Source organism: Bacillus cereus, from assembly GCF_002577405.1.
Lineage (GTDB): Bacteria > Bacillota > Bacilli > Bacillales > Bacillaceae_G > Bacillus_A > Bacillus_A cereus_AU.
The window spans coordinates 123,064-148,371 of sequence record NZ_NULR01000002.1 but is presented as its reverse complement, the minus strand read 5'-3'; the positions used below and the strand labels follow the sequence as shown (position 1 = coordinate 148,371).

The window sequence follows — 25,308 nt, the reverse complement described above, 5'->3', positions numbered from 1 at the left end:
TGTAAACGAATGGTTTACAGTAAGTTCTACTAACAGTTTCTTTCTTTTATAGTTCCTTTTATGTAATAATTCGTTAAATGAGGGAACGTTATGAACTTGGGAGAACAACTAAAAAAATTACGAGAAACAAAAGGGTTTTCGCAAGAAGATGTCGCTAAAAAGATTGGTGTAACGAGACAGGAAGTATACAAATAGGAGAATGATAATAGCTGTCCTGACATTGAAAATTTGATTTTACTTAGCGAAATGTATAACGTAACGTTAGATGAGCTAATAAAAGGGAATCAAAACTTTAAAGAAAAAATACATATGGATGAAGAAGATGAGGATTTTTAGAAAGAGAATGAGTTTGGTTTTTATATTGGCTGCGGTTTTTTAATTATGAGTGCTTTCATTGATTATAAAGGAATTCAAGAGATATTGTTAGGAATTGCACTATTCATGATGGTTTTTGACTCTGACGTGAAGAAAGTTATTTTAAATGAATGCAGATCGTTTTTTCGAGGGAGAGAGCGAAAAGATATATATGATAAGAAGTGAGAAGAGTCGGTTATATTTCCTAGGAAAGGGTATAACGAATATTTCAATTGCTTTATAATGATTTTTTTGATAAGTATAACAAGTTAAAAGCTATCCACATAGAGTTTTGAAATCTATGTAGATAGCTTTCTATTTATATAGGAAGAAAATAGATTAATATAATTTGTTGTAAGTTTTATTGGCGGAAATTAAATCATTTGCACTAAAGGCTCAATTTTCGCCATAAATGATTGATGGAGTGCTTCAACGCCATCTACTAGGTGAATTCGGTCAATGACAACCGATACTTTAATTTCAGATGTACTTACCATTTTAATATGAATACCTTCTTCTTTTAAAGTAGTGAACATATTCGCAGCAACCCCCGGATTAGATACCATACCTGATCCTACAATTGATACTTTTGCTAAATGATTTTCATGTTCTACAGACTCATAGTGAAGAGTTTCTTGATTTCGTTCCAACGCTTCTAAAGTCTCTCTTAAATCATTGGAGTGAATCGAGAAGGAGAGATGTACAGTTCCTTCATTAGTAATACTTTGAATAATAATATCTACATTAATATGTGCTGCTGCTAATGTAGAGAAAACTGTTGAAAGTGAACTTTGTTCTAGTCCTTTAATTGTGACACGTGTAATATTATCTTCAAATGCAATACCTTTAACGATTGATTGTTGTTCCATGTTACATTCTCCCCTTACAATTGTTCCGTTTTCTTGTTCCATACTTGAACGAACTTCTAAAACTACGTTATGATTTTTAGCAAATTCGACAGCGCGTGGGTGTAATACGCCAGCGCCAAGGTTGGCAAGTTCTAACATTTCGTCATAAGAAATTTCATCTAATTTATAAGCATCTTGTACAACTCGTGGATCAGTCGTATATACGCCGGTCACATCCGTATAAATATCACATTTTTTTGCTTTTAGTGCCGCAGCTAATGCGACAGCAGTCGTATCAGAACCACCTCGTCCAAGCGTTGTAATTTCATTTTCTTCACTTACTCCTTGAAAACCAGCTACGATAACAATTGTGCCTTCAGCAAGATAAGACTGAATACGATCTGTATTAATGTCAGTAATCCGTGCACTACTATGTACAGATTCTGTTGTGATACCAGCTTGCCATCCTGTTAATGAAATTGCACTATAGCCTTTTGTTTGTAGAGCCATTGTTAATAATGAAATAGTTACTTGTTCTCCTGTAGATAGCAGCATATCCATTTCACGTTTACTTGGATTTTCTGTAATAGCGTTAGCAAGTGCTACAAGATCGTCTGTACTTTTGCCCATCGCTGAAACGACAGAGACAACACTATGTCCTCGTTCGTATTCTTCAATAATTAAATTTGCTACATGTTGAATGCGTTCAACACTTCCGACAGAAGTACCACCAAATTTTTGTACAATCGTTTCCATTACGAATTCCTTCTTTCGTCCATTTTTAAGAATAGATTAGGACATATATAAATCCCAATATTCCTGTAGTTACCAGAGAAAAAACAAAAAACACCATCTCAAATAAGTGAGGATGGTGCTGTTACAGGAAAAGGGAAACAGAAAACGGAGCTAATAAAAAAACCGCCAAAAAAGGAATATCATAAAAAATGATATCTCTTTTTTGTAGATAGCTCTTCATACATACACGTTTGTACATATGACAGTTCTGTTTCTATTCGAAAACAGCCCCAATTGATAAATACAGAGAAATTTATCGATTTCGGCAACACTTCCTTTCCTCTAATTTCATAGACATCTCTGTGTCTCCATTAGAATACTCATAAGTATTGCAACCTCTATCTCACGTTTTAGGCGAGAGTGTTTGAATTATGAAGTTGTTGGTAACATTTGTTTTATAATAATTCAAATTTTTTGAGGAATCAAGTGTTTTATATATTTTTTTTATTCTTTCTTTTTCACAAAGAAGTTTGTGAAAAATGTAGCAAAATAAATTCATTGCATGTACATTAAAAATATAGTACTTAGGAGGTGGAGAATGAGTAAGAAAAAGCCTATTTATGTTGCAACAGAAATGAAAACAACAATGGAAAAACTATGGAAATATACGCAAGAACCAGACATACATACAGAGTGGGATGCTCGCTTTACTGAAATTTCGTATTTAGAGAAAAAAGAAGGAGAACCGCAGCAGTTTTTACGAATATAACAAGCTTTACAGAGCCGTTTAATCCAATTACATTAAATATCCTTCTAATAGGATTATCAATTGTCGGTTATATAAATAGCTTTGATTTGCCAAGTGCAAAAAATTGCAAGAGGACGAGAAAGGGATAAGTGTATGGTTAATATTTATGAGCGATTATTAGGGGATACCTATAAAAAACTGCATCCAGAATTACAGAAGCGGTATGCGATTACAGAAGAAAATAGTTTTACAGGGGAAGGAAAGATGGATGAAATTTACGGTGGCTCTTTTTTTGTTAAATTGATATTGAAAATTGCATCGAAGTTTCGAATGTTTTTCTCAGAGCGGGGAAAGGAAGTTCCATTTACGATACATAATACTGCTGAGCGGGATGAACATGGAAATGAACTTGTACGGTGGAATCGCACTTTTTATTTTCATAATAAGAAAAGATATTTTAACGCGGTTATGCAGTTGGATGAAACAGAAAATGAACTTGTAGATTATTTTGGTGAGCCGCATATACTCGTTTCTACGTTGAATTTTCATATTGATGAGATGGGAGCAATGCATATTTCTTCAAAGAAACAATGGTTTTTTATGTTTGGAAGAAAAATCTCTTTACCGAAATTTTTATATGGAGAGGCAAAAATTGTTGAAAGTTATGATGATGAATTACAATGTTTTCGAATTCATGTACAAGTACGAAATCCGTTAATTGGTTCGCTATTTGCATATAAGGGAACATTTGTGGAAAGGAAATAAACGATATGAGAAATATAATATTTGGGCTTGCTTGTTATATTGTTTTTCTAATATGTGAGTGGCCCGATGTAAATCCTGTTGAAGCAATTATATTATTATCTGTTTTATTATTTATACCAATGTCTTTTTGTATTATCGATAAAAGAACAAGAAATGGATCGTATTTATTATTTTATAAATCCGTATCGTTTTTATATCCAATCGCAGCGATTTGTGCAATGCTAGCTTTCGTAACAAACCATTTTATTTTTTCTCTTATTTGGTTTATATACACAGGGATTATTGCGTTATTTGGCGTTAGTAGGTTGCTAGAAAGAGGATGGAAACCATTAGAAGAAACGGCTATAGATAGTGCGTATATTTATTTGTTTCTTGGTGGTTTTTGGTTTTTTGCTTCAGTAGCAAACATTTCGATTATGCAGTTTAGTTCTGATATTGTTTTACTCACAGCTGCCCACTTTCATTATTCGGCGTTTCTATTGCCCTTATCAGCTGGTTTAGTAAGAAGGAAAAGAGAAAAGAGAAGTAAAGTATATGATGCAATTATGTTTATCATAGTTATTTCACCTATGACAGTTGCGATAGGAATTACATATTCAAGGATATTTGAATTTTTTGCAGTGTTCATATATTTATGTGCTATTTATGGATATGGCATTTACGTTTGGAAAGTGAAATTTAATTCTATCACTGCAAAGGTTCTCTTAATTATTTCGTCTAGTACGCTCATGGTAACAATTATGTTCTCACTTATATACTCATACGGAAATTTGAAACAAGTAATGACGATTACAATTGCTCAAATGGTTTGGATTCACGGTGTTGTAAATGGGATTGGAGTAGCGTTACCAGCATTTGTTGGCTGGATGATTGAAAAGAGTGTTCCGAATTATAAATACTACGGAAAACCAATGAGTCAATTAAGAGGAAAAGTGACGATTGGTGGGGCATTTTTACATAGTAGAAATTTAGTGAATAGTAAGGAATACGATGGTCTAGTTGACAAAATGAATGATTTTCATAGTGAAGTATTTGACGCGACGAAGGTTCCTATGGGTATTATTCGCTTTTATGAAAATACAACAGAGTACCAGTTACAATCGAATATTAAATGGGCTCGTTGGTTCCGTCCGTTTGCACTTTGCTATGAGAAAATGAGTAAGCGTGTAGGACAAATACATTTAGGAATGGGCGGCAAGTGGGAAACGATGCATAGCTCTATCGTTGGTGTAATAGATGAAAAAGATGGAAGAGAGAACGTAAGGGCTTGGTTAAGAAAAAATGAAGCAGGAGAGTCTATTTTTTTAGCTCTTTATTCAAAGCATACACATAAGAACGAGACATATATGAATATTGCATTGCCTTTACCATATTCGAATATGACGGGTATTTTGAAATTATGTAATGATAGTAATGATTTAATCATTACTAGTAAGTTAAGAGAAAATAGTAAGGGTGATGAAGGGATTTATTTACACACTCGCTACTTTACAATACGTTTACCACTAGCAGAGACTTTTATTATTAAAGAGAGAAAGGGTCAACTGCTAACTGCTCACCATAAAATGTGGATATTCGGAGTTAAGTTTTTAGAAATTGATTATGAGATTAAGAAAATAGAGGAGAAGTAAGAAAAGCTTGGAGAAATTCCAAGCTTTTTTATGTATGGGTAATGATTATTTTATAGTTTAACTATAGTTATCTGTTCCAAAAAATACAATAATAATACAAAATTATACAAATTTCATTTGACTATTACTAATTTTCAGAACTATAATTACTCTGTTATAAAAAAAAATATTGTACTTGAGAGGGGAATATATTCTATGAAAAATAGAATAATTGCAGCAGGAGTATTAGCAGCTAGTATATTATCTTATTCATCTAGCAGTTTCGCACAAACAAAAACATTTCCAGATGTCCCAGCTAAATATTGGGCAGAAGATTCTATTTACTATTTAGTAGAGAAAGGTGCAGTTAAAGGTAATGGTGCAGGAATGTTCGAGCCTGGAAAAGAAATCACTCGTGCAGAAGCAGCAACAATGATGGCTCAAATCTTAAATTTACCATTCGATAAAGATGCTAAACCATCTTTTGGTGACTCTCAAAACGAATGGTACACCCCATACATCGCAGCTGTAGAAAAAGCTGGCGTTGTTAAAGGTAAAAGAGCAGGCGTATTCGAACCAAACGGAAAAATCGACCGCGTTTCAATGGCATCGATGCTTGTTGAAGCATATAAATTAGATGCAAAAGTAAAACAGCCATTACAAACAAAATTTGCTGATTTAAATGATAGTTGGGGGAAAGATAAAGCTAACATTTTAGTAGAATTGAATATTTCACAAGGTGTAACTAGTACAGCTTGGTTACCTAATAAAACTGTAACGAAAGCAGAAGCTGCGCAGTTTATTGCAAAGACGGATTCACTTAAAATAGGTAATCCTCTAGTAGAACAGGTGATCATTATTGATCCAGGTCATGGAGGAACAGATCCTGGGAAGGCAACACAAGGATTACATGAAAGTGATATTGTATTAGATACATCTAAAAGATTACAAAGTTTACTAGAGAAAAATACTCCATTCCGTGTGATGTTAACACGTGAAACAGATATTCGTCTTGGTGAAAATCAAGGAGAAGACCTTAAAAATCGTGTGAATTTCGCGAAAGAGCATAATGGAGATGTTTTTGTAAGTATTCATGCAAATGCTTCTCAAAAACATGATGGATATGGAACGGAAACTTTTTATTATAAAGGATCTGAAAAGAAAGAATTAACTGAGCGTGAAAAGGATAGTTATATGTTAGCTGATAAAATACAAAAAAGATTAGTTAAAGCTCTAGATACAAGAGATCGTGGTGTGAAAGAAGGAGATCTTTATGTATTAAGAGAAAATGAGATGCCTGCAGTACTAACTGAGCTAGCATTTTTAGATAACAGCGCGGATTATGAGAAGTTAGCTTCAGAATCTGGAAGACAAATAGCTGCTGAGGCAATTTATGCGGGTATTTTAGATTATTATGAGTGGAAAGGTTTTGATGTTTCAAAATCTCGTTTAACGAAATAACAATATTGATTGCTGAGCCCATCGTCTATATAGAGGTGGGCTTTTTATCGGCTATTTGCCGGGCAGCCCGTAAAAGCCCGATTGGTGAGGACTGATTAAAGTTTCAATTTATATAAGTTTGTGTAATTTTGTATCGGAATAAAAAGATATATCGTATTATGCCGATTATAAATAAAATAATGGTAGATTAGTTTATTTTTATCACGTATACTTTTACTGTTGACTAATTAAGAGTTTGTTAGTTTGATAGGGAAAATTATATGATAAAGGGAGGCAAGTTAACACGGGGCAAACATATACATAACGTGTTAAAAAATTTATGAAAAAAGTTATTTCTAATGTGTTAGCAGTGACAGTCGCACTTCAAGTAGTGATGGCTCCAGCAACTTCGTTTGCATCTACAAAAGAATTTCCAGACGTTCCGAAAGATCATTGGTCATTTGAAGCAGTTACTAATTTAACGTCAAACGGAGTTATTGCAGGATATGATAATGGTAAGTTTGGATTTGGGGATGTTGTAACTCGTGAACAAGTGGCAGCATTAATGTATCGTGCATTAAAACCGGAAGAAAAAAGCGAATATAAAAACCCATATTCTGATATTAGTGAAGGAACAACAATGTTTCAAAAAGAAATTTTAGCTTTAACAGATATGGGGATTTTTGTAGGTGATGGTAAGGGAACATTTAGACCGAAAGAATCTTTAACTCGTGCTGAAATGGCAGTAATTATCCAGAATGCTTATAAATTGAAAGTAAAGGCTCAACATACGTTTAATGATGTACCGAGCAAGCATTGGGCAAATGATGCAATCAGTGCATTAGAATCTAACGGCATTGCGTCAGGTAATGGAGCAGGTGCATTTAATCCATCTGGTATTGTAACACGTGAAGAATATGCACAATTTTTATATAACGCTATGGCATCGTATATCAATCTAGATGTAACGTTACCATCTAATGTAACTGCGCAAGAGATTGATAATTATATTCAAAGATTCCATCCAGATAGCCCGTTAGTTGGAATTGGACAAGACTTTATTAAAGCGCAAAATGAGTATGGTGTGAACGCACTATACTTAGCTGCACATGCAATCTTAGAATCTGGTTACGGTAAATCAGAAATTGCATATCGTAAACATAATTTATTTGGTTTAAGAGCATATGATCGTGATCCATTTGCATATGCAAAATATTTACCGTCTTACGGACTAAGTATTTCATATAACGCTGATTATGTAAAAAAGAACTACTTAGAAGATGGTGCAAGATATTTCAAAGGTTACACATTGCCAGCAATGAATGTTATGTATTCAACGGATACAGAATGGGCTGGAAAAATCGCTAACATCATGGAACGCATTAAGCCTTTTAATAAAGCAGATTACAAAAATGCAAAACGACTACCGAAAAACCCTAATACATTAAATGTAGAAGTATTAAGTGAAGCAATTCCTTATACAGATTATGCAAAAGATGCAAAAGCTACTGTTCAATCGGTAGGATCTTACTATCAAGTTCCATTCCCGTTTAACAATCCAATTAAGAGTGTACCAAATGTGACACAAAATGAAGTTGGAAAATTAGAAAATGGTACAAAAGTAAATGTATATCGTGAAGATCCAAACGGTTGGGTAGAATTCTCACTTGAAAATGCTCCAGAAAAATATTGGACATTGAAGAAAAACTTAAAATTATAAATAAAAGAGGTGTTTNNAAACACCTCTTTTATTTATATTCTCCTATATGATTTTGATAATTTTACCATAAGGTTACTAGTTTCATATATAATTAAAAAGAATATTCTGTATTTTAATTTGAAAAGAGGTGAGAGAGGTGCAAGGAGAAGTACAAAGAGAGAAAAGTTTGGGGTATGTGGGGAAATTATTATTACCGGTTAAAGCATCGCGACACTTTAAATTTTTATGGATTGGCCAATTACTTTCGACCTTAGGTAGTTCCATAACGATGGTTATTCTACCAGTTGTTGTGTATTCATTAACTGGTTCAACAATTGTAATGGGGATGACTATGGCAATGTACATGCTTCCTAATATACTTGCTTTGCCGTTTGCTGGATTAGTAGTAGATCGGATTGACCGGGTGAAATTGATGTTATTTACAGACATCATTCGTTGCGTCTTAATGCTATTAATTGCAACATTTATATTTATGGACGTGTTAACAATTACACTATTATATGTGCTTGTTGCGGTATATGGGCTTATGGAAGGGATATTTCAGCCGGCATATTCAGCTGTACGAGCAAAAGTATTTGTACCAGAAATTCGAAATGCAGCTAACGCACTCACTCAAATGAGTAATCAAGGCATACGATTAATTGGACCAGCGCTTGGTGGGCTAATAGTATCGGTTGCGTCTGCAGGGATAGGTTTCGGATTAGATGCAGTAACGTACTTATTATCATTTTTATGTTTATTATTTTTAAAAGAAATTAAATTTAAGAAAGTAAAATCGATTGAAAAGAGTAAGATCGATTACAAACAAGAATTTATGGAAGGTGTTGTAGTTTTAAAAAGTCATCCGTGGCTGTGGATTACAATTTTAGTTTTTTCTTTTATAAATATTTGTTATGCCGGCATTATCGTCGTATTAATTCCATGGTTATTTAATGTTCATCATCATTTTGAAGCTTACGTGTATGGACTTGGTATGGCATTTTCAGGTGGTGGAGCTGTAATTGCTGCATTAATATTTGGTGGGAAAGAGCGGTGGCAGAAGAGAGGATTACTGGCTTATGGAGGTGTTTTAATTAGTGGCATTGCTTTATTAATTATGCCATTCATTTCTTGGGCACCTGCTTTAATAGTGTTAATGGCAATTGAAGGATTCGGCATGATGATATTTGGACTCATTTGGGAAACGAGTTTACAGGAACTTGTACCAGAAGAAGCATTCGGAAGAGTGGCAAGCCTTGATATGTTAGGTTCTTTTGCTCTATTGCCATTAGGATACGTAGTTGTAGGTTGGTTAGCTACTGTCATAGGTGGTGAGATAACTATTATAACACTAGCTATTTTAGTAATCTTAACAATTGGAATAGCATTGTCTGTACCGAGTATTCGTCGATTTGATTAATTATATGGGAAAAGAGGGCGACATGCATGACTATAGAAAACTTGGAAGATATAGTAGTAAGGCAATTAGAAAGTAAATATATTTTGCAAGGAAAGGTCTTTGAGGCGAAAAATTTTACAGTCTATATCGCTACCCATATAGAAAATAGGCCAGTATATAATCAACTCATATTAATAAAACATCTTTATAATGAAAAATCGTCTGTACATATTTGGTACAAGAAAATTAGTATGGAAGCAACAGAATTGGAGATCACAAAAAAAGTGACGGAAGCGATACAAACTGGTTTCAAAAGGAAAGACTAAGCCTTAAAGAAATTAGGGCTTAGTCTTCATTAAATACAAATGTTTGCTTTATCTTTTTACCTTCATTTACCGGATGGCCGTTGTAAGAGAAATTCTTTTCTTCCCAAGTAATCACGACTTTAAAATTATGGCTATTAAAATCTAATGGGAATACCATGTAGTCAAAGCTTGTATGACTTTTAGAAATGTTTTCATTAGGTGTAGTAGGCTTAAAGGTAGCTTTAGAGGTAGGGCTGCTATCCAGTATTTCTACTGATACGTTTGATACATCATGACCGATGTTTTTTACGAGTAAACTATACGTATCATATACACCTTGTTTTGGCTGGATTGCTTGTTTGTTTGAGTTATGAGATTTATCAATTTCGACATACCATTGTTTAGACTGCGATGCAATTGGTAGTGACTGAAATGTGTAGGCACTGGCGTGCATTGGTAGTGCCACACAAATAAACGTAAGGAGAGAGACTATTTTTCGTTTCATCTTTAGAGAACTCCCATTCTGTACTGGATGTATTTGTTATTGTTCTCTTTTTAGGGGTGAATATACATGCCTAACAACCTAAGAAAAGCAAATACCCCAAAACATTAAAATGTAGTTTGTATATAAATCAAAATAGTGTAAATATGTGTGTTTTGGTCTATATCTCTGTTAATTAGATTTGACGTAAACAGAAATTGAAAAGAATGCTCTAGATACAAGGGAAAGAGATGGTCATAGACGAATATGTCCATCAAATTACAGTTTATGTAAGGAGGTAATATGAAAAGAAATACATTAAGAATTCAAATTGTTATTTGTTCTTCTCTCGTTTTTATGATTTGTATTTACGGAATATGGAGCAAGTATTCTAGAAAAGTTCCCGTTAAAGAGAATGTAAAGGAGTTTATCCCACAAGATATAAAGCCAGGTAGCAAAAGTGCATATGATCTTCAGCTTGAAATGAATACAGATGGCCTTTTTAATGTAGAAGCTTCAATTTCAATCCAAAATCAATCTGACAAAGATTGGTGTAAACTCTTGTTTTATTTTATCCCTAATATTTTTACGAAGGAATATGCCCCTCAATTGGAAAAGCCTGCAACTGTTCGTATGAAGGAATTATCTGTTAATGGAAAAAACAATCCCTTCAACCTCACAGATGATACTCTGACTGTACCGTTAAATGAAAAGGTGTCACCTGGAAACGTCATAAATGTTAGAGTGTCCTATGATTTTCGTTTACCCGAACATGGGAATCGTTTTTCAAAAAACCGTGAAAATTATTACTTGGCTCAATGGTATCCAATGGTTCCAACGTTCCAGAAGGACTGGAATAAACAAGCATATCGTGCCAAGGGTGAGTTTTATCATACCTCGTTTAGTGACTTCTCACTTAAATTAAAAGTGCCACCAGATTATACAGTAGTTACTTCAAGTGAAAGTGATACATTTCCTATTAATAATACAAACGTAATGTATGTAAAGAATGTGAAGGAAATGTTTGTGGCAGTTTTGAAAGAACCACATATGATTGAAAAAGAAGAAAACGGCGTAAACATACGAGTGTTTAGTGTTGAAGATAAGCCAGAACTCCTTAATGAAGCCAGTTTGTTCGCATCGAAAGCCTTAGCTTATTTTCAGCAAGTTATAGGGAAGTATCCGTCTAAACAATTGGATATTATCTTGGATGAAAAAGGAATGGAGTATCCAGGAATTGTAACAGTTGGATCCGTTTCGCAACCGACTAAAGTATTAGAAAACTATATTGTACACGAAATAGCTCATCAATGGTTTTATGGAGTAATAAGTAGTGATCCTTACTATCATGCATGGTTAGATGAAGGATTGGCGGTGTTGGCAACAAGACTGTTTTTCTCAGCTCAAGAAAACAGAAACATAAATGAAATGTTTCATCAAGATTTGTTGCCAAATATGAAAAGAAGACCATCGAATCTTCCATTGGACAAATATCCGTTAGAAGAGCAAAGTAATTACATCTATGGTCAGTCAGCAAGTGGATTGTGGAATGTTTTTAACAAAAATGGAGGACAGAAGACAGCTGAATACTTATTAAAACAATATTATGAAACCTACCAATATAAAGAAGTTGATACACAAGAGTTTGTGACATTTTTGAAGCATTATCTAAAACTAAAGGATAATCAACTATTTGACGATTGGCTGCAACTGGATAAAGATAAACTTAATGAAAGATAAAATACTGTATTAAATGGACATGTTGGCACACAAAAAAATGTAAGAATTGTAGTGATATGAATTGAGTAACATGTAAATCAAAAACAGAGGAAATAAGTTAGATGCTTATAATTAATTAAATGTAGGGGATTAAAATTTTTATCTTGTTGAAGGAACGCTATCGAGCTAAGATAATTTAGTATCTATATAATAAACAGAACGCTATTCTATTTGTAGAAATATACAGAAAGGATGGCGTTTTTAGTATGAATTTATCGATTTCTGATGAACTACAATGGTTTTCTAAAAAGTTACAACGGTATATGTCATCAAATGCTTTAAATAAGTTAGCTAGAGAGATAGAATTTGTTCAACGAAAAGGAAATCAGTATATTGTTTCATTAATTCCAGCAATATTTATGACGCTCATGACAGTAATTTATATTTTAAACGCAAAAATTGGCTTTAATATGCCGTTAGACACTTCGTATATTGTAGGTGCGATTATTACAGTTGTTTTAACGGTTATTTTCTTTATGAAAGCTGTAAGGAATAGACAAGAGAACATCGAAGTAGATGTAGAGTTAGAGAAAGAAGCTGTGTAGAGATTTTTCTACACAGCTTTTTAGGATATGAAAAAATTACCAAAAATATGTTAAAATATTATTGTCATACAACAAGGGGGATTTGTTTTATGGAAAATGGACATCTTGCTAAAGTAGATTTAACGAAAAAAATTGAATCGAAATTTAAGTACAATAAGAAACTCGAAAAATATCAAAGACGCTTATTAGCATTACAGCAAATTTTAAAAGAAGAAAAAATTGCGGTTATGTTCGTTATGGAAGGCTGGGATGCAGCTGGAAAAGGTGGAGCAATTAAGCGAGTGACGGAGCATCTTGATCCACGCGGTTTCCGAGTAACTCCAATTGGAGCACCTGCCCCTCATGAAAAACGCTACCATTATTTGCAGCGTTTTTGGAGGAAACTTCCTCAGTACGGGCAAATTACTATTTTTGATCGTTCATGGTACGGTCGTGTATTAGTTGAACGCGTGGAAGGTTTTGCTACAAAGGAAGAGTGGACGAGAGCGTATGATGAAATTAATGATTTCGAAAAATTATTAACAGATGACCATTACATAATAGGGAAGTTTTTCTATCATATTAGTAAAGACGAACAGTTGAAGAGATTTAAAGAAAGAGAGAACAACCCTCTTAAAAGATGGAAAATTACAGATGAAGATTGGCGTAATCGTGAAAAATGGGACGAGTATGTTGAAGCAATGGAAGACATGTTTGAAAAAACAAATAAGTCAAATGCGAAATGGAATATTATCGCGAGTAATGATAAATTATATGCTCGTTTGAAGACATTGAAAGTAATTATTTCATTGATTGAGGATTATTTCATAGAGCATAACATAGAATTACCTACTTATTATTATGAAATAAAAGAGGGCGAGAAAAAGAATGTGGAATCTATGCAAGATGTAGGAGTTAAATAGTAAAAGACTTTTATGTAATGTATGAAGGAGAGCTATCCGATAAGTTGGTCAAACCAAATTATCGGATAGTCTTTTTATTTACACTAGTATGGAGTTATAATCTGGATTTAGTTCATTAAACTTATGACTATAATGCCTTTTATTATAAAAACCAACAAAATCAATTCCGATGAAAGTCTTTAAATTTTGTATCTTTCTAGTAGTGTTAAGTTTATAGGGGCTTGTGGTTCTTCTATGGATAAAGATTTTTAGTTTTTTAGATATAAAGGAACGAATGAAAAATGACATTGAATATGTAACGTTAAACATAGTACATTAACAAAGGGGCTTAATTTCAAAAGGAGGGTGAGGAAATGCTAGATAAAGCGAGTGCTTTAATAAGCAATCGTATGTATACAGAAGAAGAGCAACAAAAACTATACAAACGAACATTAATAATCGTAAGTATTTCGCAAATGTTCGGCGGGGCAGGTTTAGCTGCTGGAATTACGGTAGGTGCACTTCTTGCGCAGCAAATGCTTGGAACAGATGCATATGCAGGATTGCCGACTGCCATGTTTACATTAGGATCTGCGTTAGCTGCATTCATAGTAGGGAAACTTTCGCAGCGATATGGACGCCGGATTGGACTTGCAACAGGATTTATAGTAGGTGGACTTGGGGCAATTGGAGTTGTATTGGCTGCTTTAACAAATAGTATTATTCTTTTACTTATTTCTTTACTTATATATGGTGCAGGTACAGCTACAAATCTACAAGCTCGTTATGCAGGTACAGATTTAGCGAATAAGAAGCAACGAGCAACTGCTGTTAGTATTACGATGGTTATGACGACTTTCGGTGCAGTAGCAGGTCCAAACTTAGTAGGAGTAATGGGAGAGTTTGCTCATTCAATTGGAATTCCTGAACTTGCTGGTCCATTTATATTATCGGCAGCAGCATTTATACTTGCTGGTCTTGTCCTATTTGTTATGCTTCGTCCAGATCCGTTAATTATTGCTAACATGATAGAAACATATAAACAAGAACATACATATAAAGGGCAACCAGTAACAGAAGAAATGATAGAAAATAAACGGGGTGTTACTGTTGGAGCAATCGTAATGATACTTACACAAATAGTGATGGTTGCGATTATGACAATGACACCAATTCATATGGGACACCACGGCCATGGATTAAGTGCAGTAGGTCTTGTAATTGGTTTTCATGTAGGAGCAATGTACCTTCCATCTCTCGTTACAGGAATGTTAATTGATAAAATTGGCCGAACTACGATGAGCATAGCTGGTGGAGTAATTTTACTTGCAGCGGGTGTCATAGCTGCGATAGCACCGAGTGATTCTTTAATACTATTAATCGTTGCTCTTTCTTTGCTTGGCTTAGGCTGGAACCTCGGATTGATTAGTGGTACGGCACAAATCGTTGATTCCACAACTCCTTCTACTCGTGCAAAAACACAAGGGAAGATAGATGTTTTTATTGCACTAGCCGGAGCTTCAGGCGGAGCGATGTCAGGCATGATAGTAGCAAATTCCAGTTATGCCGCATTGTCATTAGCTGGAGGAGTATTGACATTATTGCTAATTCCTGTTGTGATATGGTCTCGGACAGGTAAATAAAATTAAGATAAAAGAAGCTGCATTCAAAGAGAGGTAACCAATCTTTGAATGCAGCTTCTTTGCGATTAACTAATAGTTTAACTGGAATCGTTGATATATTGTGAGTTGTGATAGATATATTCAGAAAATCGTTGATATGATTTCATTTACCGTAATGTTAGTTGTATAAAAGAAAATTTCGGTCCTTCATTCCGGTTCTTTGTACAATCTATTCATCATTTGTATGGACTATCTTTTCTAAATCGTGATTAGACAATATTTGATCTGGAACATAAGTACCGATTGCGGTAATAAGTGATTTAGAATTCATAGGAACATCCCCTTAATCTTTATAATTTGATACTAATATCAATACAGATCTTTATTTTATTGAAACGACAATATTTTAATTGCTACAGAGGAAATTGATGAATGATGTGAAAATAATATATGGGAGCTTTTAAAATTGATACTGAAGGGATTTGAGCCCCTTGAAAAGAATTTTGCATATGTTGCCTGTTGTCGTTATTTGTAGCTTTATTCTTACTGTTTTTCAAAATAAGTCTTATGCTTGTGATTGTATTAACGTATCAGCAGAAGATGCATTTCAAAAAAACGATGTAGTGTTTGAGGGGAAAGTAATTGAAGTCGGTAGGAAAGAGGGAATTGGAACTGAAGTATTATTTGAAGTGAAGAAAATTTGGAAAGGGACAAGTTCTTCGCAAATTATTGTATATACAAACGGTGGTGATTGTGTGTATCACTTTATAGAAGGAGGAGAATATTTAGTGTTTTCTTCTCAAAGAGGGGAAAAGAAACAATTATTCACACATAGTTGCAGTGGTACGAAAAGGTTAGATGAGGCAGAAGTGGACAAAGTGGCTTTAGGTCATATTGCAAAAGAGTCTATTCCAACGAAGAAAGTGGATTTAAAAGGTGAAATGGTGGGCGGTTTAAGTTGGTGGCAGGTTTCTATCATTTCCATTGGTCTGTTATTGATCATTGCTTTTGTTATTTTTATTGTGAGAAGATCTCGCAAAAAATGACGATTAAAGTAAAAATATAAAGATTTTCTTTCGCGTGATATAGGTTGTTAAACCTTGTGAAAGCAAATTACTTATGCTACACTTTATGTAACTTAAAATGAACGGAGGGGCTTCCTTTGATCTTAATCAGATTACGTCTCAATACTTTGTGCCAATAATTGAATAGCGCTCAAAGGCTCTGTCTGTGTACAGAGTGAACGGGATTGGTCTGCCTATTTTAAAGGAACCCTTTATTAAGCTTATATGTGAAAAAGAGGGAGGGACGAATACGCCCTCTTTTTGTTTTGCCTTTATTAATAGAATGGGATCGTATAGGTGCACACTTGTTGTGGATACGTATATTATCTTGGGACTTTTGACTATGAGATAGGATGAAAGCATAGCTTTCTTCTATTTCTTTGGTGAACCCTTATCCGTTTACGAAAACACAGGCAGTGACCTGTGTTTTTTATTTTGCGTAATCGAAATGGAGGAATAAATATATGGAAGAATTATTACAAAGAGCAGTTTTAGTTGGAGTAAATTTAGGTAATGAAGATGATTTTGCGTATTCGATGGAAGAATTAACAAATCTTGCAGAAGCTTGTGATGTAGAGGTAATGGGGCAAGTGACGCAAAATTTACAACGAGTAAATCCATCGCATTATATTGGAAAAGGAAAGATTGAAGAAGTAGCAGCTTATGTAAATGAAATAGATGCGAATATGGTCATCTTTAATGATGAATTATCTCCTTCACAAATCCGAAATTTAGAAGAAGATTTAGATTGTAAAGTTATTGATCGTACCATTTTAATTTTAGATATTTTTGCGCAACGTGCGAAAACGAAAGAAGCGCAGTTGCAAGTAGAAGTGGCTCATCTCCAGTACATGATGCCTCGCTTAATCGGTCTTCGTGAATCGTTAGGAAGACAGAGTGGGGGCGTTGGTACAAAAAATAAAGGTGTCGGTGAGAAGAAATTAGAGTTAGACCGTCGTAAAATTGAAGAACAAATTTCAGTTTTAAATAAAGATTTAGAAGCGCTTGTTGCCCAGCGTCAAACGCAGCGAAAGCAACGAAAGAAAAATGAAATTCCTGTTGTTTCATTAGTTGGATATACAAACGCAGGGAAATCAACAACGATGAATGCGATGCTTGAAATCTTTAATGGTACTGTAGAAAAACAAGTATTTGAAAAAGATATGTTATTCGCGACGTTAGAAACATCTGTGCGAAATATTGATTTGCCAGATAATAAATCGTTTTTATTAACAGATACAGTTGGATTTGTAAGCAAATTGCCACATCATCTTGTGAAAGCATTCCGTTCAACGCTAGAAGAAGTGGCGGAAGCAGACTTACTTATTCACGTTGTAGATTATGCAAATCCAAATTATGAACAGTTAATTGATATTACTAATGAAACGTTAAAGAAAATTGGAGTAGAAAATATCCCGACGATTTATGCCTATAACAAATCAGATATGGTAGATGTTGAAATTCCGAAAGTACAAGAAGATCGCGTGTATTTATCTGCGAAGAAACATGTTGGAATTGAAGAGCTTGTAGAAATGATTCGCTCACACATCTATAAAGAGTATACGAAGTGTGAAATGTTAATTCCGTATGATCAAGGACAGGTAGTTTCGTATTTCAACAATCATGCGCACGTTTTGTCTACGAGTTATGAAAACGAAGGTACAAAAATTGAACTAGAATGTAAGACGAGTGATTACGAAAAGTATAAGCGTTTTGCTATTTAATAGAAAAGGCGGTCCTAATCTGTTTTAGGATCGCCTTTTTCTTATTCTTTAATAGAGGCCCACTTATAAGAATAAATTCCTGCAAATGGACGAATAACAACACCTTTTACTGTTGGGCGTTCTAAATATACAAGCCCTGATTGGAAGATTGGAGCGATAGCTGCATCATCTTCAAGTAATATTTTCTCTGCATCTTGGAACGCTTTCCAACGTGCTGGTAAGTCAGTTGCTAAAGTGGAACTCGTTTTCTCAATTAATTCGTCGTATTGTTTGTTTGAATAGCTCATCTTATTAAACGGTCCGTCTGTGACAAACATATTTAAAAATGTTGTAGGATCAGGATAGTCTGGTCCCCATGTAGAAAGTGAAATTTCAAAGTCACCATTTTCTTCACGATCTAAGAATGCTTTTACGGGAAGTGGTTGCAATGTGATTTTTAATCCAGGTAAGTTTTTCTCAAGTTCACCTTTTAAAAACTCACTAATTTTTTTATCGTTAGACTCGTCTGTTGTAATGATTGAAAGAGAAGCGTTTTGTAAATTAGTTTCTTTTTTCGCAGTTTCCCATAGTTTTTTTGCTTCTTTCACATTTGTTTCTACTTTTACATTGCTTGTCGTGCGAAAATCTTTATTGTCAGGTCCTTTTACGAATCCTTTTGGAACAAATGCATTCGCAGGTATAGAGCCATTATTTAAAATCGTTGTTGCGATTCCTTGTTTATCAAAAGCAAGCGAAATAGCTTTTCGAGCGTTTTTGTTTGCTAATAAAGGATTCTTTTGACTAAATCGGAAAAATGTCACAGAAGGGCGCTCCATTTTCTTTAAACTCGGATCCTTTTGATATTTATCAACAAACTCTGAATTAATTGTGATACGGTCTACTTGTTTACTTTCGAATAAATTAACAGCTGTTGAAGTATCTTTTACGATATTTACATTGATTTCATTCAATTTTACATTTTTATTATCCCAGTAGTTCGGATTTTTCGTCATTTTGTAACTTGTATCATGTTTCCATTCACTTAATTGGAACGGTCCGTTATAAACTACATTTGCAGCTTCAAGTCCGTAATTTTTCCCTTGTGCTTCTACAACCTTTTGATTTTGAGGATAAAATGTTGCGAATCCCATTAAACCTAAAAAGTATGGTACAGGATGCTCTAACTGCACTTCTAACGTTTTATCATCAATTGCTTTTACACCAAATGAGTCGATTGGTAATTCTTTTTTATTTATTTTTTCAGCGTTTTTAATATCAAACATAATATGTGCGTATTCAGAAGCAGTTTCTGGATTTACGGCACGTTTCCATGCATATTCAAAATCGTGAGCAGTAACTGGATCACCATTTGACCATTTTGAATCGTGTAATGTAAATGTATATGTTTTTCCGTCTTCGCTCAGTTTGTATGATTCAGCTGCTCCTGGCACGGGTTTGTTATCTGGTCCAGGCATATATAATCCTTCCATTACGTTGTTTAAAGCAGCGTAAGAAAACCCATCGGTTGCGATAGAGGAATCAAGTGTAGAAATTTCCCCAGATTCTACAATGTTTAATACTTGTTTTGAAGATTCCTTTTTCTTTTCTCCAGTAGTTGTTGCCTCTTGTTTTTGACCACATGCTGTCAAAAACATAGATAATGTAATAGAGAGTGCAACGATTCCTTTTGTTTTTTTCTGCATAGTTGTCATCCTTCCCTTCATCTTTGATTTAGTATAAAAGAAAATATAGAAAATTTCTACAAATAAATCCGATAAAGCATATAGAAAAAATATATTTTTGTATGAAGTTGTATTTCTGGAAAAAGAAATGAAACCAGTATAGAATAGAAATGTTTCAAAAGTCAGAATTTATTACACCTACTGTAATAAATATATATTTTGTACAGGAAGGAGCGATTCATATATGCAGGCAGTTTCACAAAAAAATACAGTAGAAACACCGACGATATATCGAATATTGTTTGCGATTAGTTTCGGACATTTTTTGAATGATTCGATGCAAGCGGTTGTGCCAGCGTTGTTTCCTATTTTGGAAAAAACGATGAATTTATCCTATATGCAAGTAGGGTGGATTGCGTTCGCGTTAAATATGACGTCATCGATTATGCAACCGGTTTTTGGTATGTACTCAGATAAAAAGCCGTCACCATTTTTGTTACCGCTCGGTATGTTTTCGAGTATGCTTGGGATGATTGGGCTCGCGTTTGCCCCGAATTTTATTATTGTTATTATTTCTGTTTTATTTATTGGATTAGGTTCTGCAGTCTTTCATCCAGAAGGTGCCCGAGTTGCTTATATGGCGGCAGGTGCCAAACGTGGCTTAGCACAAGCGATTTATCAAGTGGGCGGAAATACTGGGAATTCGCTAGCACCTATTTTTACAGCGCTCATTTTCGTTTCACTAGGTCAAATTGGTTCTCTAGGTTTTACTGCTTTCGCAGCGGTAGGAATTGTATTGTTACTTTTTGTTTCAAATTGGTATAAAAATGAATTAGCGACTGGCGCTGTAAGAAGGAAAAAGAGGGCTGCACTTGAGGCGAAAAATGCAATTGTAAGTACGCACATTAAATTTGTTATTATACTTCTTGTTTTTTTAACTTTTGTACGTTCTTGGTACGGTGCGGGTATCGGGAATTTTTATCAATTTTATTTAATTGAGCATTACGGTTTATCTATAAAAAATGCACAGTATTTCGTTTTCGCTTTTATGATTGCCGGTGTATTAGGAACTTTCTTTGGTGGACCGCTAGCAGATCGATTTGGAAAGAAAAAAATTATTGTATTTTCAATGCTAGGTTCGGCACCGCTTGCACTTTTACTACCTCACGTTTCGCTCGTGTGGGTAGTACCGTTATTTTTATGTATCGGTTTTATTAGTTCAAGTAGTTTTAGTGTAATTGTTGTATATGCGCAAGAGCTTGTTCCTGGAAAAGTAGGAATGGTTTCTGGATTAATTGTAGGGCTTGCGTTTGGACTCGGAGCTTTAGGATCTGTAGTTCTTGGCAAATTGGCGGACATATATAGTCTACAATTCATTATGTTACTATGTAGTTGTCTACCATTAATTGGACTTACTTCTTGGTTACTACCAAGTGATAAGAAAACGATAGAATAGAGGATGCGCTATGAAATTATGTGAAAATGTTACAGAATTAATAGGAGATACACCTGTCGTCAGATTATCTAAATTTATTCCAAAAGACGCAGCAGATGTGTATGTAAAACTGGAAATGTTTAATCCATCGCGTAGTGTGAAAGATCGTGCTGCATATAATTTACTGCACGTTGCTGAGGAGAATGGTCTTATCAAACCAGGAGATACAATTATTGAACCAACAAGTGGAAATACAGGAATAGGTTTAGCAATGAATGCAGCTGCTAAAGGGTATAAAGCGATTTTAATCATGCCAGATAATATGTCAAAAGAACGGATAAATTTATTAAAGGCATACGGAGCAGAAGTAGTTTTAACACCGGCAGAACAAAGAATGCCAGGAGCAATTGCGAAGGCGTTAGAACTACAAAAACAAATACCGAATAGTTTCATTCCGCAACAATTTGAAAACCCAGCTAATCCGAATATTCATCGTTATACGACTGCGCGCGAAATTTATGAACAGATGGATGGAGAGCTTGATGCATTTGTAGCAACGGCGGGAACTGGTGGGACAATTACAGGAACCGGTGAAACGTTAAAAGAGAAACTACCAAACTTATATATTGCGGTAGTAGAACCGAAAGGATCACCCGTTTTATCTGGCGGTGTTCCAGGTCCTCATAAATTAGTAGGAACAAGCCCTGGTTTTATCCCGAAAAACTTAAATACAGAAGTGTATAACGAAATTATTCAAATTGCAGACGAAGAGGCTTTAACGACAATGAGAAACTTAGCTAGACAAGAGGGGTTATTAGTTGGGCCGTCTTCAGGGGCCTCTGTTTACGCAGCAATTATGATTGCAAAACGATTAGGCGCTGGTAAAAAAGTTTTATGTATTGCACCTGATACAGGTGAGCGTTATTTGAGTATGGGATTATTTGAATGAAAATGATAGAAAATGATAGAAACCCCTTAATGGTGAAATAGAGCTATTAAGGGGTTTGTTGTAGGTTATTAAGAGAGGGGAAGCACGATGAAACTATTAAAACCAACACATGAATATAGCAAAAAAATTATGGAGTACCGAGAGGCATTTTTACATGTGAATGAACAACCACACGGCAGCTGCTCTTTACAGAATTTTGATACTCTTGATGAATGGTTTGAAAAGGTGTGTACGCAAGAAGAAGGTGAAAACTTACCACCCAATCGAGTGCCATCTAGTCAATTTTTAAGTTTTGAAAATGGGGAACTTATAGGCTTTGTGAATATTAGACATCGATTAAATCCAGAATTATTGCTGGAAAGTGGTCATATCGGTTATAGTGTCCATCCGAATAAACGTCGCCAAGGTTACGCTACGAGGCAACTGCAACTCTCATTGGCTGAGGCGCAAAAATTAGGATTGCAGAAAGTGTTAATAACTTGTGATAAGTCTAATATTGGTTCTGCTAAAACGATTCAAAAGGTTGACGGTGTGTTAGAGAATGAAGTAGTTTCTTCTCATACCGGCGAAATTGTTCAGCGTTATTGGGTAGAAATTTGATTAAGTGTGAATTTGAAAAGGTAATATAATATGCAATATCGAAATAGATAAATGAAAAACGAGGAGAGTACTGCGGTATTAGGGGGGAATGAAATGGGATTAAAAGAGAAAGCGATTGAAATTTCAGAGATTTATAGACAAAACTCGAAAATCGAATCCATTATTTTAGCAGGTTCAGTAGCTAGAAAGTTAGAAGATGAACATTCAGATATCGAATTACATATTTTATGGTCAGCGCCGCCAGAGGATGAGGATCGTAAAGGGCCTATTAACTATATTGGTGGCACTATTTTGTCATATCATCCTTACGAAGAAGAAGAATGGTCGGAAACGTATTTGACGAAAGAAGGAATTAAACTAGAGATCAGTAATTTTTTAACAGTGACCGTAGAAAAGGTTATTTCAGAAGTTGTAGAACATTATGATATAAATTATGAGAAACAATGTATTGTATCATCCGTTCATGATGGTGTGAGTTTGTATGGAGAAAAGAAAGTGAATGAATTAAAAGATAGAGTGGCGGTGTATCCAGAAGAACTAGCGAAACGGATGATTTCAGAAAATCTTTGGTTAAGCAATCGTTGGCATAATCGAGAGGCACTTTTGAAACGAAAAGATTGGCTTATGCTTTATGATGTTATTTGTGAAGTGCAAAGGAATATATTTGGTGTCTTGTTTGGAATGAACCGAATGTACGTGCATCATCCTGCATTTAAATGGATGCCGCATAATGTGGAACGAATGAGTATTAAGCCTGAAAACTTATATGAGCGTATGGCGAATACGTTGATAGAGAAACCGGAGTATAGTGTGCAGGAGTTAGAAATGTTAATAAAAGAGGCATTACATTTAGTAGAACACCATGCTCCAGAACTAAATATTGCTGAGCAACAAAAACATATTCAATATGCAAAATAAAAAGAAGAGATGTNNACATCTCTTCTTTTTATTTTACTAACTTTCCTAATACAGGTAAACGTTGAATACGATTACCGAGAATATGCGAAGCAAGTCCACTCGTTAATACGAATAATAGATAAACAAGTCCTCCTGCTGCGGCGCATATAAATACAATAATTAGTGATTCTATATAAGATTGGCCAGGAATAATCCAACTTATAAATATTCTTAATGCGATTACAACAGCAGACATTGCTGCGGAGTAAATTGTAATAAGAAGTACTGTTTTTGCTGTTTCGCCAATTTTAAATTTCGCAAACTTAACGATGCAGTACAGCATAATAATATTTGAAACGAGATATCCAAGAATTGTTCCAAGTACAGCACCATGTCCACCGAATAAATGTAAGAGCGGTGTGTTCACTAAAATCTTAACGAGAATACCGGCTGAGAATGCAATCATTGTTTTTCTTTGATAATCAATTCCTTGTAATATAGCTGCTGAAACTGTGAAAATCGCACTTAATATAGCAGACGGTGCAAATGAAATTAAATATTGTGATCCACCAAGTGCAATTTCAGGATTTACATAAACCATGCGGAATGCATCGTAAGCGATACTAGCAAGACCAAATGCGGCTGGGATAGTGAAGAATAACAATACTTGGAATATCTTTGAAATTTGATCTTGTAATTCTTCTAGTTTCCCGCTTGTGTAAGATTTCGTTATAGCCGGAATGATCGTTAACGAGAATCCAGTTGCAAGTGAAGCTGGAATCATAATCAATTTTTGTGCATAGTTCGTTATATAAGCGAAAACTGCATTCGCTGTTTCTAAAGGCTCTCCCATCGCTCTAAGGACATCAGCTACGGTATATTGATCTACTAACGTATAGAGCGGAATTGCAATACCGACAAATACAATTGGGATTGCATATCGAAGTAATTCCATATAAATATTTTTTAATGGAATATCGGATGCCCTTGACTTTAATTCACTTTCGGGAGGCTTTAATCCGTTATACTTTTTCCAGTACAGCATTAAAATAGAGACGCTGGCAAGTGCCCCGATAACAGCGCCAAACGTAGCAACTGCAACAGAAGAGGCTACGGAACCTCCTAATATTTTTGAGACGATGAAGCTACCAACTAAAATGAAAACGACACGTGCGATTTGTTCTACGACTTGAGAAACAGCACTCGGTTTCATATGTTGAAAACCTTGGAAATAACCACGTGTAACACTCATAGCTGGTACGATAATAAGCGCGAAACTTAATGCTCGCATCGTAAGTGTTACGTCGGCGATAAATTGTGGATCTGGCGTTTTCGAGCGAATAATAAATTGTGATATGTATGGTGCTCCAATAAATAAAATTAAAAATCCTAAAAAGCCCATAAACAGCATCAATTTTACGCTCGAGTTATACAATTTTTTACTTGTACTATAATCACCAAGCGCGTTATGTTTTGCAACAAATTTGGAGACGGCAATAGGAATACCAGCTGTTGAAAAGCTTAATAAAATACCGTACCAAGAGTATGCGTACCCATATAAAGCAACCCCTTGCGTTCCAACCAATAATTGAAAAGGAAAGAAGTATATAAAACCTAAAATTCGTGAAATCATTGTGGCACCGCTTAATAAAGCGGTACCTTTTAAAACTTTTGACGTAGACAAAATTTGTTCCTCCTACTCATGCTACCTTGCATTTATCGTATACTACTATAAACCTGTTAGAGAAGTTAATACAGTATAAACCA

At 34.7% G+C, this 25,308-nt stretch carries 20 protein-coding genes, 3 pseudogenes and 1 riboswitch; of the genes and pseudogenes, 18 read left to right on the top strand and 5 right to left on the bottom strand.

The window, feature by feature from the left end; genetic code table 11:
* The first annotated feature begins 90 nt into the window (after window positions 1–90).
* Window positions 91–540, top strand: a pseudogene (locus COC96_RS03900) (helix-turn-helix domain-containing protein).
* 188 nt (window positions 541–728) lie between these two features.
* On the opposite strand, the gene COC96_RS03895 reads toward COC96_RS03900, so the two are convergent.
* The gene (locus COC96_RS03895) at window positions 729–1,958 is read right to left on the bottom strand and encodes an aspartate kinase (protein ID WP_098768353.1); all 1,230 of its coding nucleotides are present in this window, start codon (window positions 1,956–1,958) and stop codon (window positions 729–731) included.
* Window positions 1,959–2,159: 201 nt separating this feature from the next.
* Window positions 2,160–2,346, bottom strand: a riboswitch (Lysine riboswitch).
* A 189-nt stretch (window positions 2,347–2,535) separates the two neighbouring features.
* On the opposite strand from COC96_RS03895, the gene COC96_RS28435 reads away from it, so the two are divergent.
* From COC96_RS28435 to COC96_RS03855, 7 genes are all read left to right on the top strand, one after another.
* On the top strand, window positions 2,536–2,706 hold the full coding sequence (locus tag COC96_RS28435; RefSeq protein ID WP_373604881.1) for a hypothetical protein: 171 nt from the start codon (window positions 2,536–2,538) through the stop codon (window positions 2,704–2,706).
* A gap of 132 nt (window positions 2,707–2,838) precedes the next feature.
* Complete coding sequence (locus tag COC96_RS03880) at window positions 2,839–3,450, top strand: DUF4166 domain-containing protein (protein ID WP_098267404.1); 612 nt, start codon at window positions 2,839–2,841, stop codon at window positions 3,448–3,450.
* A gap of 5 nt (window positions 3,451–3,455) precedes the next feature.
* The gene (locus COC96_RS03875; RefSeq protein ID WP_098768352.1) at window positions 3,456–5,081 is read left to right on the top strand and encodes a YndJ family protein; all 1,626 of its coding nucleotides are present in this window, start codon (window positions 3,456–3,458) and stop codon (window positions 5,079–5,081) included.
* Between the two features lie 195 nt (window positions 5,082–5,276).
* The gene (locus COC96_RS03870) at window positions 5,277–6,521 is read left to right on the top strand and encodes an N-acetylmuramoyl-L-alanine amidase (RefSeq protein WP_098267406.1); all 1,245 of its coding nucleotides are present in this window, start codon (window positions 5,277–5,279) and stop codon (window positions 6,519–6,521) included.
* Between the two features lie 319 nt (window positions 6,522–6,840).
* Window positions 6,841–8,220 (top strand): S-layer homology domain-containing protein, encoded by a 1,380-nt coding sequence (locus COC96_RS03865; protein ID WP_098768351.1) that lies wholly within the window; start codon window positions 6,841–6,843, stop codon window positions 8,218–8,220.
* 136 nt (window positions 8,221–8,356) lie between these two features.
* Window positions 8,357–9,619, top strand: coding sequence for an MFS transporter (locus tag COC96_RS03860; protein WP_098768350.1), 1,263 nt, complete (start codon window positions 8,357–8,359; stop codon window positions 9,617–9,619).
* A gap of 26 nt (window positions 9,620–9,645) precedes the next feature.
* Window positions 9,646–9,924 carry a hypothetical protein gene (locus COC96_RS03855; RefSeq protein ID WP_098768349.1) on the top strand — a complete coding sequence of 93 codons (279 nt, stop codon included), beginning with the start codon at window positions 9,646–9,648 and terminating at the stop codon, window positions 9,922–9,924.
* Between the two features lie 19 nt (window positions 9,925–9,943).
* Here the strand turns inward: COC96_RS03855 and COC96_RS03850 are convergent, their stop codons facing one another.
* Window positions 9,944–10,408, bottom strand: coding sequence for a hypothetical protein (locus COC96_RS03850; RefSeq protein ID WP_098768348.1), 465 nt, complete (start codon window positions 10,406–10,408; stop codon window positions 9,944–9,946).
* Window positions 10,409–10,687: 279 nt separating this feature from the next.
* Here COC96_RS03850 and COC96_RS03845 point away from each other — a divergent pair, with 279 nt between their 5' ends.
* The 4 genes and pseudogenes from COC96_RS03845 to COC96_RS03825 all read left to right on the top strand — a co-directional run bounded on the left by COC96_RS03845 (window position 10,688) and on the right by COC96_RS03825 (window position 15,232).
* A complete protein-coding gene (locus COC96_RS03845) occupies window positions 10,688–12,124 on the top strand; it encodes a M1 family metallopeptidase (RefSeq protein ID WP_098768347.1) in 1,437 nt (478 codons plus the stop codon).
* A 356-nt stretch (window positions 12,125–12,480) separates the two neighbouring features.
* Window positions 12,481–12,708, top strand: a pseudogene (locus COC96_RS03840) (carbon starvation CstA family protein); the annotation flags it as partial.
* Between the two features lie 89 nt (window positions 12,709–12,797).
* Complete coding sequence (locus COC96_RS03835; protein WP_098768346.1) at window positions 12,798–13,610, top strand: polyphosphate kinase 2 family protein; 813 nt, start codon at window positions 12,798–12,800, stop codon at window positions 13,608–13,610.
* Between the two features lie 353 nt (window positions 13,611–13,963).
* The gene (locus COC96_RS03825) at window positions 13,964–15,232 is read left to right on the top strand and encodes an MFS transporter (RefSeq protein ID WP_098768345.1); all 1,269 of its coding nucleotides are present in this window, start codon (window positions 13,964–13,966) and stop codon (window positions 15,230–15,232) included.
* A gap of 211 nt (window positions 15,233–15,443) precedes the next feature.
* Here the strand turns inward: COC96_RS03825 and COC96_RS03820 are convergent.
* Window positions 15,444–15,542, bottom strand: a pseudogene (locus tag COC96_RS03820) (ketoacyl-ACP synthase III); the annotation flags it as partial.
* 160 nt (window positions 15,543–15,702) lie between these two features.
* Here COC96_RS03820 and COC96_RS03815 point away from each other — a divergent pair.
* Window positions 15,703–16,257 carry a cobalamin biosynthesis protein CbiN gene (locus tag COC96_RS03815; protein ID WP_098768344.1) on the top strand — a complete coding sequence of 185 codons (555 nt, stop codon included), beginning with the start codon at window positions 15,703–15,705 and terminating at the stop codon, window positions 16,255–16,257.
* Between the two features lie 482 nt (window positions 16,258–16,739).
* Window positions 16,740–17,999 (top strand): GTPase HflX, encoded by a 1,260-nt coding sequence (gene hflX / locus COC96_RS03805; RefSeq protein ID WP_098768343.1) that lies wholly within the window; start codon window positions 16,740–16,742, stop codon window positions 17,997–17,999.
* Between the two features lie 41 nt (window positions 18,000–18,040).
* On the opposite strand, the gene COC96_RS03800 is transcribed toward hflX, so the two are convergent.
* Entirely contained in the window at window positions 18,041–19,681 is a 1,641-nt protein-coding gene (locus COC96_RS03800) for a peptide ABC transporter substrate-binding protein (RefSeq protein WP_098768342.1), read from the bottom strand.
* A 223-nt stretch (window positions 19,682–19,904) separates the two neighbouring features.
* Here COC96_RS03800 and COC96_RS03795 point away from each other — a divergent pair, with 223 nt between their 5' ends.
* The 4 genes from COC96_RS03795 to COC96_RS03780 all read left to right on the top strand — a co-directional run bounded on the left by COC96_RS03795 (window position 19,905) and on the right by COC96_RS03780 (window position 23,562).
* Window positions 19,905–21,116 (top strand): MFS transporter, encoded by a 1,212-nt coding sequence (locus tag COC96_RS03795; protein WP_098768341.1) that lies wholly within the window; start codon window positions 19,905–19,907, stop codon window positions 21,114–21,116.
* Window positions 21,117–21,126: 10 nt separating this feature from the next.
* Window positions 21,127–22,044: a cysteine synthase A gene (cysK, locus tag COC96_RS03790; RefSeq protein WP_098267419.1), complete on the top strand. Its 918-nt coding sequence runs from the start codon at window positions 21,127–21,129 to the stop codon at window positions 22,042–22,044.
* Window positions 22,045–22,131: 87 nt separating this feature from the next.
* Complete coding sequence (locus tag COC96_RS03785) at window positions 22,132–22,644, top strand: GNAT family N-acetyltransferase (RefSeq protein WP_098267420.1); 513 nt, start codon at window positions 22,132–22,134, stop codon at window positions 22,642–22,644.
* Window positions 22,645–22,737: 93 nt separating this feature from the next.
* Window positions 22,738–23,562 carry a DUF4037 domain-containing protein gene (locus tag COC96_RS03780; protein WP_098768340.1) on the top strand — a complete coding sequence of 275 codons (825 nt, stop codon included), beginning with the start codon at window positions 22,738–22,740 and terminating at the stop codon, window positions 23,560–23,562.
* A gap of 28 nt (window positions 23,563–23,590) precedes the next feature.
* Here the strand turns inward: COC96_RS03780 and COC96_RS03775 are convergent, their stop codons facing one another.
* The gene (locus COC96_RS03775; protein ID WP_098768339.1) at window positions 23,591–25,225 is read right to left on the bottom strand and encodes a putative polysaccharide biosynthesis protein; all 1,635 of its coding nucleotides are present in this window, start codon (window positions 25,223–25,225) and stop codon (window positions 23,591–23,593) included.
* Window positions 25,226–25,308 lie beyond the last annotated feature (83 nt).